General features: G+C 31.1%; 11 protein-coding genes and 1 tRNA gene. 4 read left to right on the top strand and 8 right to left on the bottom strand.

Annotation, left to right across the window (positions count from 1 at the left end; genetic code table 11):
- The first annotated feature begins 45 nt into the window (after nt 1–45).
- Nucleotides 46–1,551 carry a glutamate--tRNA ligase gene (gltX, locus tag ACMDB5_RS04115; RefSeq protein WP_413999749.1) on the top strand — a complete coding sequence of 502 codons (1,506 nt, stop codon included), beginning with the start codon at nt 46–48 and terminating at the stop codon, nt 1,549–1,551.
- Nucleotides 1,552–1,584: 33 nt separating this feature from the next.
- On the opposite strand, the gene ACMDB5_RS04110 is transcribed toward gltX, so the two are convergent.
- A complete protein-coding gene (locus ACMDB5_RS04110; RefSeq protein WP_413999748.1) occupies nt 1,585–2,226 on the bottom strand; it encodes a PorT family protein in 642 nt (213 codons plus the stop codon).
- A 76-nt stretch (nt 2,227–2,302) separates the two neighbouring features.
- On the opposite strand from ACMDB5_RS04110, the gene ACMDB5_RS04105 reads away from it, so the two are divergent.
- On the top strand, nt 2,303–3,286 hold the full coding sequence (locus tag ACMDB5_RS04105) for an SPFH domain-containing protein (protein WP_413999747.1): 984 nt from the start codon (nt 2,303–2,305) through the stop codon (nt 3,284–3,286).
- A gap of 30 nt (nt 3,287–3,316) precedes the next feature.
- Here the strand turns inward: ACMDB5_RS04105 and ACMDB5_RS04100 are convergent, their stop codons facing one another.
- The 4 genes from ACMDB5_RS04100 to ACMDB5_RS04085 form a co-directional block, all read right to left on the bottom strand.
- A complete protein-coding gene (locus ACMDB5_RS04100) occupies nt 3,317–3,571 on the bottom strand; it encodes a DUF6327 family protein (RefSeq protein ID WP_413999746.1) in 255 nt (84 codons plus the stop codon).
- A gap of 3 nt (nt 3,572–3,574) precedes the next feature.
- A complete protein-coding gene (locus ACMDB5_RS04095; protein WP_413999745.1) occupies nt 3,575–3,925 on the bottom strand; it encodes a competence protein in 351 nt (116 codons plus the stop codon).
- Between the two features lie 40 nt (nt 3,926–3,965).
- The gene (locus tag ACMDB5_RS04090) at nt 3,966–4,295 is read right to left on the bottom strand and encodes a YtxH domain-containing protein (RefSeq protein WP_413999744.1); all 330 of its coding nucleotides are present in this window, start codon (nt 4,293–4,295) and stop codon (nt 3,966–3,968) included.
- Nucleotides 4,296–4,601: 306 nt separating this feature from the next.
- Nucleotides 4,602–6,704, bottom strand: a complete 2,103-nt coding sequence (locus tag ACMDB5_RS04085; RefSeq protein WP_413999743.1) for a glutamine--tRNA ligase/YqeY domain fusion protein — start codon at nt 6,702–6,704, stop codon at nt 4,602–4,604.
- 146 nt (nt 6,705–6,850) lie between these two features.
- Here ACMDB5_RS04085 and folB point away from each other — a divergent pair, with 146 nt between their 5' ends.
- Nucleotides 6,851–7,210 carry a dihydroneopterin aldolase gene (gene folB / locus ACMDB5_RS04080; protein ID WP_413999742.1) on the top strand — a complete coding sequence of 120 codons (360 nt, stop codon included), beginning with the start codon at nt 6,851–6,853 and terminating at the stop codon, nt 7,208–7,210.
- Between the two features lie 104 nt (nt 7,211–7,314).
- A tRNA-Cys gene (locus ACMDB5_RS04075) sits at nt 7,315–7,385 on the top strand.
- A 224-nt stretch (nt 7,386–7,609) separates the two neighbouring features.
- Here ACMDB5_RS04075 and ACMDB5_RS04070 read toward each other — a convergent pair.
- From ACMDB5_RS04070 to rnr, 3 genes are read right to left on the bottom strand one after another with little or no spacing between them, the layout of a single operon-like run.
- Nucleotides 7,610–8,287, bottom strand: a complete 678-nt coding sequence (locus ACMDB5_RS04070; protein ID WP_413999741.1) for a LysE family translocator — start codon at nt 8,285–8,287, stop codon at nt 7,610–7,612.
- Between the two features lie 39 nt (nt 8,288–8,326).
- Entirely contained in the window at nt 8,327–8,995 is a 669-nt protein-coding gene (locus ACMDB5_RS04065) for a head GIN domain-containing protein (RefSeq protein WP_413999740.1), read from the bottom strand.
- A 14-nt stretch (nt 8,996–9,009) separates the two neighbouring features.
- Nucleotides 9,010–11,202, bottom strand: coding sequence for a ribonuclease R (gene rnr / locus ACMDB5_RS04060; protein WP_413999739.1), 2,193 nt, complete (start codon nt 11,200–11,202; stop codon nt 9,010–9,012).
- Nucleotides 11,203–11,232 lie beyond the last annotated feature (30 nt).

The following is an 11,232-nucleotide window of genomic DNA, read 5'->3' as shown; positions in this document are numbered from 1 at the left end:
TGATTCACACATTGAAAACGTATATTTGCATTAAAATTTACTACAATGTCAAAGCAAGTAAGAGTGCGTTTTGCACCAAGTCCAACAGGACCTTTACATATTGGCGGTGTTCGTACCGCATTATTTAATTATCTTTTTGCCAAAAAAAATGGTGGAACTTTCTATTTAAGAATTGAGGATACAGATCAAAATCGTTTTGTTCCTGGTGCCGAAGCTTATATCATGGAAGCATTAGAATGGTTAGGAATTGCTCCTGATGAAACCATTGGGAAAAATGAAAAATTTGGTCCTTATCGTCAAAGCGAAAGAAAACACCTTTACAAACAATATGCTGACCAATTAATAAATTCTGATTGGGCTTATTATGCATTTGATACCGCCGAAGCCTTAGATGCCGAAAGAAAAACACAAGAAGAACAAGGAAAAACATTCATCTACAATCATACAAACAGAGAAAAACTAGATACTTCTCTTGTAATTTCTGCAGAAGAAACAGCTCAAAGAATTGCAAATGGTGAACATTATGTGATCCGTTTTAAAACTCCAGTAAACGAAACATTGCATTTACATGATATTATTCGTGGTGAAGTTAAGTTTGAAACTAGTTTATTAGATGATAAAGTTTTGTTTAAAAGTGATGGAATGCCAACCTACCATCTAGCCAATATTGTTGATGACCATTTAATGGAAACAACACACGTAATTCGTGGTGAAGAATGGTTGCCATCTATGCCGTTACACGTTTTAATATACAGAGCTTTTGGATGGGATGCACCTGAATTTGCACATTTACCTTTGATTTTAAAACCAATTGGAAACGGAAAATTATCGAAACGTGATGGCGATAAACTTGGATTTCCGGTATTCCCATTAGAATGGAAAACAGAAGAAGGGATTTCTTCTGGATACAGAGAAAAAGGATTTTTCCCTGAAGCAGTGATTAACTTCTTAGCCTTATTGGGTTGGAATGACGGAACTGACAAAGAATTGTATTCTTTAGAAGAATTAGTAGAAGCCTTTGATTTAAACAGAGTTCATAAAGCGGGCGCTAAATTTGATCCTGAGAAAAACAAATGGTTCAATCACCAATATTTGATTAAGCAAAAAGACGAAGATTTGGCGAAAACCTTCTCCCCTATTTTAGAATCAAAAGGAATTGAAGTTTCAAAATTTGATGTGGTAAGAATTTCTTCTTTGATAAAAGAACGTGCTCATTTTGTTTCTGAATTTTGGGATTTGAGTGATTTCTTTTTTGTAGCTCCAACAGCTTATGATGAAAAAGCATCCAAAAACTGGAAACCAGAAACACCAGCTTTAATGCAAGAATTGATTTCGGTTCTGGAAGAAATAACTGATTTTACTTCAGCCAATATTGAAACATTAGTTAAAGATTGGATGGCCAAAAATGAAATTGGAATGGGAAAAGTAATGCAACCATTCCGCTTGAGTTTAGTGGGAGCTCTTAAAGGTCCTCACCTATTTGATATCGTGGAACTCATTGGAAGAGACGAAACAATCAAGAGAATTCAAAAAGCAATTGAAAGCTTATAAAAACAAAAAAGCCCTGAATTATCAGGGCTTTTTTTATAAATAAACAATAATGTTTCCGTTTAGAATTCCGGGATTTCCTTTGAAATTGACCCCTAAGTTTTTATTGTTTAGATTTCCCAGCATATTATTAACTCCATATTGATAGGAAACATTTATCCTAAAATGCTTCACTCCTGCTGTAACTCCAACAGTTGGGTAAAAATTGAATTTAGAAATATCAACAATATCTTTCGCCAACAAAGTCGTACCAGAAATGATATTGTTCTCATTTTCGGAATCAATTTTAAATTTCCCGTTCACCTGAACAATCGGACCTAACTCAATACTCAAATGATCTTCGATAAGTATATAACTCAATTGTAAAGTTATTTGAGCGGAAGCTAATTTATATTTTACATCTTCATTCAACAAAAGTAAATTTCTTGTAGCTACCGAAAAATTATTCTCACTAAACTGCAATGCATAAACCATATCCCAATTATCATAGAAATTTCCTCTTACTGAAAGTCCAGCATTCCAACCCAACTCGGCTTTTGTTTGAAAATTATTTGTATTCAAAGTAAACTGATTAACACCAAAATTGATTCCTATTCTGTTAGAATCTCTATAACCATACTGAGCAAAACCCGTAAAAGAAAGAAGTACTAATGCAAAAGTTAAAAATCTCTTTTTCATATAAATAGATTTAAGTAGGAAAAACCTAAAGTTATTTGTAATTTACACCTAAATTAAAACTTAAATTAAACATATTATGAACATTACATTGATTTTTCTTCTTGTTTTTGGATTATTTATTTTTCTATCATCCTTCTTTACCGTAAAACAACAAACTTCAGTTGTTATAGAACGCTTCGGAAGATTTTTAAGTATCAGACAATCGGGTTTACAATTAAAAATTCCGTTAATTGACAGAATTGCAGGACGTGTAAATCTTAAAATTCAACAATTAGATGTAATTATTGAAACTAAAACTAAGGATAACGTTTTTGTTAAACTAAAAGTATCTGTACAATTCATGGTTATAAAAGAAACAGTTTACGATGCATTTTATAAATTGGAATATCCTCACGATCAAATTACTTCTTATGTTTTTGATGTTGTTCGTGCCGAAGTACCAAAATTAAAACTTGATGATGTTTTTGAAAGAAAAGATGATATTGCCATTGCTGTAAAAAGAGAATTAAATGAAGCAATGACCACTTATGGATATACAATAATCAATACGCTAGTAACTGATATTGATCCGGATATTCAAGTAAAAAATGCAATGAACAGAATTAATGCTGCCGATAGAGAAAAAACGGTTGCAGAATTTGAAGCAGAAGCATCAAGAATCAGAATTGTAGCTAAAGCAAAAGCAGAAGCAGAAAGCAAACGATTACAAGGTCAAGGTATTGCAGATCAAAGAAGAGAAATTGCTAGAGGTTTAGTAGAAAGTGTAGATGTTTTAAATAAAGTTGGAATTAACTCTCAGGAAGCTTCGGCTTTGATTGTAGTAACCCAACATTATGATACATTACAAGCAATTGGAGCAGACACCAATTCTAATTTAATCTTGTTGCCTAATTCCCCACAAGCCGGAAGTGATATGCTAAATAATATGGTGGCAAGTTTTACGGCAAGTAATATGGTTGGAGAATCTATGAGAAAAGGAATCAAAAAATTAAAACCTAAAAATGAACCTATTCTTCCAATAGAAAATAAAGAGGAAGAAACTCCTGAATCTGAACAATAATACCAATAGTATTTATAACGAAAAAGAGGCTTAACAGCCTCTTTTTTTATTCTTTATCCAATTGATTATCAAAGGAACAGCAACACTTAATATTGTATTATAAGAACCGCTTAAAATCGTTTTATAGGATCCTAAAAAACCATTTACAATATTTCTTGGAGCTAAACTTTCCTTTGTTTTTTGAATGCTAAAAACCAGTTTTTGGTAACTAATTTCCTTTTCTATTTTTAAAATTTCAAGTTCCCTCTCAATCTGAGCATAGGAAGAATATTTTTTGGTAGCCATAATTTAATCGTTAAAAAATATTTCTGAAAATTTTTCTAAAATCGGACCTTCAACAATTCTGTCTCTAACAAAAAATAAAAGAATCGTTAATACTAAATAAATTCCTCCAACAGTTGCAAATCCATAAGCGTAACTATCAAAATAATTTCCTAATGCAAAAGCAAGTGCAATTGAGCAAAACAATAAAACCATACAAATGCACAATAAAATTAATACAAATTTAAAGATAGCCGTTGTAGATTTCATCGCCATCTTAAAACTCTTTAATTTATAATAAGAAAGATTGCTTTCGATGTAGGATTCAAATTGTTCTTGAATATTTTCTGTATTTTCTTTTAATTCTTCAAAAGCCATATTTTTGTTTTTAAAATTCAATTATAATAAATAACTGTTTTTATTTTTGAAGTTTTGCATTTTGTTCTTTCAATTCAGCCAATTTCATTTCCAAGAAAGAAATCACATCTTCTGTTTTATGACTTACATCAGAAATCAAATCTTCGTAACTTTCTTCTAAATTTAATTTAGAACTTTTGAATTTATTTTTCATCTCGCCCGCTAAGTCATCGTACTTACATTTTAAATCTTTCTTGGCGTCTTTATAACCATCTTTAATTTTTCCTCTAGTTTTTGTTCCTTTATCCGGAGCAAACAAAATTCCTAAACCTGCACCGATGGCTGCTCCCCCAATAAGAGCTATTAACATATTTCCGGCGTTATTTGACATAATATTTAATTTAAAGTTAATAGTTTTATAAAGTTAAGCTATTTATTAACATATCGATGTTAATAAGCAGTTAAAGTAGTTTTATTAATACTAAAAATCAAAATAAAGAGCTTTAATCGACTATAAAACCAAAACCATGTGTAGCGTAAGAAATAAAATAAAATTGTTTTAAAATAAGTTTATGGAAGTCATTTTTAATCAATAAATATTATAAAAATAAATAAAATGATAAAAATAAATTATAATAAAAAAACACCTTAAAAAAGGTGTTTTTAATTGATAAAATCTATAATTAGAAATTAAATTTTAAAGAATCAAATTATTCAAAGAATCTAAAACTTTTTCATTTTTCTCTGTATTTTTTAATTCTGACAATTGCAGTTTAAAATCTTCAAGATTTAGCTTGTCGTTTTCTAAATTTTGAATTGCTAAAATTCTGACAGCCGCCAATTGACTTTTTAATGACATCGAATATAATTTAGTAAGAGGTTCTAAATCGATATCCTTTGCTTGTACTTTATCTGAATGAAGCAATATTAAATTTGCAAACAATAAAGAGTTATTGTCGTTCTTCACATTTTTGACAACAGTTTGATTTATTAGGCTAAAATTGTCGATACTTTCTATGTTATCAACAATACTTTTTAATAATACGGCAGCATTGGTTTCGTCTTTCTCTTTTACATATTTATTGATTTCTTTTTGTGTATTCATCAATAAATTAGCTTCTTTTTTCCCTTTTTCTTCCCAAGCATCTTTAAGTCCAACAGTCTTGTTAAACACTAATTTTGAAGCAGTTGAATCTTTATCAACATTAAAATAACCCAAACGTTGAAACTGAAATTTATCTCCTAAATTAACATTTGCTAAACTTGGTTCTACAAATCCTTTAACGGTTTCTAGTGAATTAGTATTCATAAATTCCAAGAAGTTTTTTTCCTTGTGGCTGTCTGGCGCTTCATCAATAAACAAACGATCATACAAACGAACTTCGGCTTCAATGGCATGTTTTATCGAAACCCAATGCAAGGTTCCAGCCACTTTTCTTTTTGAAGCTTCACTCCCACTTCCACTCAAAGAATCTGTATCATAAGTAACGTGAATTTCGGTAATATTTCCTTCCGAATCTTTTACAACACTTTCTCCTTTAATGATATACGCATTTTTAAGTCGAACCTCATTTCCAATACTTAAACGGAAAAATTTAGCCGGAGCAACCTCTAAAAAGTCTTCTCTTTCTATGTAAAATTCACGCGAAAAAGGTACTTTTCTAAAACCAGCAGCATCGTCTTCTTGGTTGTTTTCGGCTTCAAGAAACTCTTCTTTGTCTTCAGGATAATTAGTGATAATTACCTTAACAGGATCTAAAACAGCCATTACTCTTGGAGCCGTTTTATTCAAATCTTCACGAAGACAGAATTCCAAAAGAGACACATCAATTACGTTTTCACGTTTGGCAACACCAATAATTTCACAAAATTTACGAATAGAATTAGCAGTATACCCTCTTCTTCTTAAACCAGAAATCGTTGGCATTCTAGGATCATCCCAACCTTTAACTATATTTTCTTGAACCAATTGCAATAGTTTACGCTTGCTCATTACTGTATAATTTAAGTTCAAACGCGCAAACTCATATTGGTGTGGTCTTACCTTATTATCATCATAAATTTGGTCCAAAAACCAATTGTATAACTCTCTGTGCATTACAAATTCTAACGTACAAATAGAGTGCGAAATTTGTTCTATATAATCACTTTCTCCATGTGCATAATCATACATTGGATAGATTTTCCAATCGTTTCCGGTTCTATGGTGATGACGGTGCAAAATACGATACATCAATGGATCACGCATCAACATATTTGTTGATTTCATGTCAATTTTGGCTCTTAAAACATGACTTCCCTCAGGGAAATCGCCATTTTTCATACCTTCGAATAAAGTCAAATTCTCTTCCACAGAACGGTTTCTATAAGGACCATCAACTCCTGGTTGTGTTGGAGTTCCTTTTTGAGCAGCCATATCTTCAGAAGATTGACTGTCAACATAGGCTGTTCCTTTCTTGATCATTGCAACGGCCCATTCGTATAATTGCTCAAAATAATCAGAAGCATAACGTTCTTCGGCCCAATTAAAGCCTAACCATTGCAAATCTTCTTTAATTGCATCTACATATTCTTGCTCTTCTTTGGCTGGATTTGTATCATCAAAACGTAAATTTACCGGTGCATTATAACGCAATCCTAGACCAAAATTTAAACAAATAGATTTGGCATGACCAATGTGTAAATACCCATTTGGTTCTGGTGGAAAACGAAAACGTAATTTATCCTGAGAAAAACCGTTTGCTAGGTTTTCTTCAATAATTTGTTCTATAAAATGGAGTGATTTTTCTTCAGTTGACATATTCTTTTATTAAAGAAGCAAAGTTACCAAAATAGTTGTGGAAACGATTAATCGACAAGTTGTTTATTTTGTATTGACAATCAAAAAAGAAATTATTCGTACTTTTATCAAATATAAAGAACAGTCAAATTAACAAATACACTAAAATGGGAACTATAAAATTAAAAAATATCAGAACATACTCTTATCATGGATGTTTGATAGAAGAAGGAAAAATTGGTTCCGATTATTCGGTAGACTTAGAGATTAAAACCGATTTGAGAAAATCATGTTTATCAGATAATTTACATGATACGGTAGATTATGTGCTTTTAAATAAAATTGTAGAGGAAGAAATGGCCATTCGCTCCCATTTATTAGAACATGTTGCGCATCGTATCATTAAAAGGATCTTTGATGAAATACCTACCGTTTCTAGAATCCTTCTAGGAGTTTCAAAACTAAATCCCCCTATTGGAGGTGATGTTGAAGCAGTTACCATCGAATTGGAAGAATATAGAAGTTAAAGCTTAGATTCAAAAAGATAAAAGATGCTGTTTTTTTAAAAATTTTAAACTTTAAGCTTTTAAACTTTAAACTTTTTAAGTACTTTTGCCATCCATTCAATAATGGCGTCGTGGCCGAGTGGCTAGGCTGGGCTCTGCAAAAGCTCCTACTGCGGTTCGAATCCGCACGATGCCTCTAAAACCTTCAAGGAAACTTGGAGGTTTTTTTTATGGTTAAAACTCCCAAAATTGTCATTTCAAAGAAGGAGAAATCTCCATTAATTAGGCTTTATTCCAAGTTTATTGATAATCTAAAACCAGCTTTATTATAATTCAACTTTCATCAGAATAACAAAATAATAAATTATTAGTCATAAAAAAACCGCTCAATATGAGCGGTTTAAATAGTATAAATTTGAATTACTTTTCTATTTTTTGAAATGCTTTTTTTACCAATTCTTTCTCTTTTGGAAACCAACCTTGAGTTATTAACACAGTTCCAAAAACCATTAAAACGATGCTGATACCTTTTTTAATTTTTAAAATATTTGTGGGTGTCATTTTAGTTTTTAACTGTTTAGCTAATAGAATTTTTAGACAATCAATCAGTAAATAAGTTATAATTACTGTACTAAAAAAAGTTAACATTCTAGAAGTTTGCATTTCTAATTTAGGTCCGACAGAAATTATAATTGCCAGCCAAAAACCCAAAACTCCTATGTTGATTATGTTTAAAAAGAATCCTTTTATAAAAAGACTGAAGTAATTTTTTCTAATAATTTCATTGTCAATTTCATTGGTATTTATCTTTTTTTCCTTTCTCAAACTAATAAAAGAAATCACTCCATAGGCTAACATCAATATGCCACCAAAAATGAAAAGTGCCGGTTTATCTTTTAAACTTTGAATTAATCTAAAACTTCCTAAATAAGCAATTGCAATAAAAATAATATCTCCCAAAACAACTCCTAAATCAAAAACTAAAGCTGCTCTAAACCCCTTTATAATACTAGTTTCAAGTAAAATAAAGAAAACTGGACCTATCATAAAACTCAAAAATATTCCCCAAGGAATACCAGATAAAATATCGTTTATCATTAAAAATTAAAATTTTGTTAGAATAAAATTACATAATATTTATTCCTTTTCTACAATTGTACCTCCTAAAATTGTTTGTTGATTGATTTGTTTCGGTTTTCCATAGATGAAAATAGAGCCTCCTGCTTTAACTTTTGCATCAACTAATGTTGTAGCATTGATTTCAGCATTTCCTCCCGCAGAAACAGTAATTGTTGTTTGTGAAGTCTTTAATCCTTTAGATCTTAAACTTCCACCTGACATAATACTTACATCTTGATTTATAGCCTTACCGATTACTTCAATCATTCCACCAGTAACTGCTTTTACATTCACTTTTTGAGTGTCAAGTTCTAAATATATTTCTGAACCTTCTTTTGCACTCAAATCTATAATTGTTTGTTTAAAAACAGCATCGCTTGAAACATAAGAACCCTCGCTTGCCGTTATACCATCAATATTTTTAAAATACAATTTAATACTAATATCCTCACCAGATAATAATTTAGGAAATGGCATTCTAAGTTTCAATTCGCCATTTTTGTTCACTACCTCTACTTCATTTTCTCTATTACCGCTGATAACTACTTTATTCTCTGAAGATTCAATTAATTCAACCTTTAATTTATCATAAACTTTCAATTGATTAAAATCGCCTATTTTTTTAGTTACTTGAGCAAATGTAATTTGTGAAACGATTGCAAATGCTACTACTACTACTTTTTTCATTTTCTATTCTTTTATTAATTTAGTATTTCATCTATTCTTCTCAAAAAATTAAAATCTAATTGTTTTTTAACTAAATCAGCATTTTTAACTTTAACGAAGATTTCATCTCCTAATTGTAATAACTTGTTTGAAGTTGCTCCTACCAAAGCATATTGTTTTTCATCGAAAGTATAATAATCATCTTTTATATCTCGAATTCGAACCATTCCTTCACATTTATTTTCAATGATTTCTACATAAATTCCCCATTCGGTTACACCAGAAATTACACCCAAAAACTCTTGATCCTTATGATCTTGCATGTATTTTACCTGCATGTATTTGATAGAATCGCGTTCAGCATTTGTAGCTAAACCTTCCATAGTGGAACAATGCAAACACTTGGTTTCATACAATTCTTCGTCGGCAGATTTTGCTCCGTCTAAATAAAACTGTAACAAACGGTGTACCATAACGTCAGGATAACGACGAATTGGTGAAGTAAAATGTGAATAATAATCAAAAGCCAATCCGTAATGACCAATATTATCTGTCGAATATTTAGCCTTACTCATACTTCTAATAGCCAAAGTATCAATAAGATTTTGTTCTTTTTTCCCGTTTACTTCTTCCATCAAAGCATTCAATGATTTCGAAATATCACCTTTATTTCTAAAATCAATTTTATAACCAAACTTAGCAATCACCGTTTGCATGGCAATCAATTTATCTTCATTTGGTTCATCGTGAATCCTGTAAATAAAAGTTTTCTTTTGTTTACCAATGTATTCTGCAACTTTTTTATTAGCTAAAAGCATGAATTCTTCAATCAAATGATTGGCATCTTTTGATACTTTAAAATAAACGCCTTCCGGTTCTCCTTCTTGATTCAAGTTGAATTTTACTTCTACTTTATCAAACGAAATGGCGCCATCATTCATTCTTTTTCTTCTGAAAATCTTGGCTAATTCATCCATTTTAAGCGTCGCTGCCACAATTTCTTCCGAAACTTTATAAGAAGCTCCAGTAATCGAAATTTCTTCCGGAATTACGTCATCTTTCGTTTCAATGATATATTGCGCTTCTTCATAAGCAAATCGCTGATTAGAATAAATCACCGTTCTTCCAAACCATTGATTGACAACTTCACATTTATCTGATATTTCAAATACGGCCGAAAAAGTGTATTTTTCCTCATTTGGACGCAAAGAACAGGCAAAATTCGATAAAACTTCCGGTAGCATTGGCACTACCCTATCTACAAGATAAACGGATGTGGCTCTTTGATAAGCTTCATCGTCTAAAATAGTTCCTTCTTGAAGATAATGAGACACATCGGCAATGTGAACACCAATTTCATAATTCCCGTTTTCTAACTTTTTGAAAGACAAGGCATCATCAAAATCTTTGGCATCTTTTGGATCAATGGTAAATGTCAAAGTATCACGCATATCGCGACGTTTGGCAATTTCACTTTCTTCAATAGAAGTGTCAATCTTTTGTGCATAAGTTTCTACTTCAATAGGAAACTCGGCTGGCAAACCATATTCGGCCAAAATAGCATGAATTTCAGTATCATGTTCTCCTGGTTTTCCTAATACTTTTACCACTTTTCCAAAAGGACTATCGGCTCTTGCGGGCCAATCTTCAATATGAACTAAAACCACATCTCCTTGCTCTGCCTCCCCTATTTTATCTTTTGGAATAAAAATATCCGTGTACATTTTCGGATTGGCAGTTGACACAAAAGAGAAATTCTTTTGAATATCGATTACTCCAACAAAATCTGTTTTATGTCTTTCGATAACTTCAATGACTTCACCTTCAGGTCTTTTTCCTTTTCTGCGGTTGTAAACGTATACTTTTACGGTATCTTTATCTAAAGCATGATTTAAATTATTGGTCGGAATAAAAACATCCTCTTCTAAATCAGCACAAACAAAATAAGCCGTTTTACGGCCTGTCATGTCAATTTTTCCTTCGTAATAATCTTTGCTTACCGCTTTGATTAAATATTTTCCAGGTTCTGATTCAATAATTTTATTTTGAGAAGCCAAAATCTTCAAATCTTTGATAATTTGATTTCTACTTTGAGTATCGTCAAGTTCTAACTTTGATCCTATTTGCTTATAATTGAATGCTTTATTGGCATTTTTTGATAATATTTTTATAATCTTATCAGAGAAATCTTTCTCTTTTTTTATTGGCTTTCTTAATCTTTTTCCCATAAATCTTTTCTTAAAGTTCGAAATTACAAA

Origin of the sequence: Flavobacterium sp. W1B (assembly GCF_047344965.1) — a bacterium.
Classification (GTDB): domain Bacteria; phylum Bacteroidota; class Bacteroidia; order Flavobacteriales; family Flavobacteriaceae; genus Flavobacterium.
This window is presented reverse-complemented; position numbering and strand designations above follow the sequence as displayed.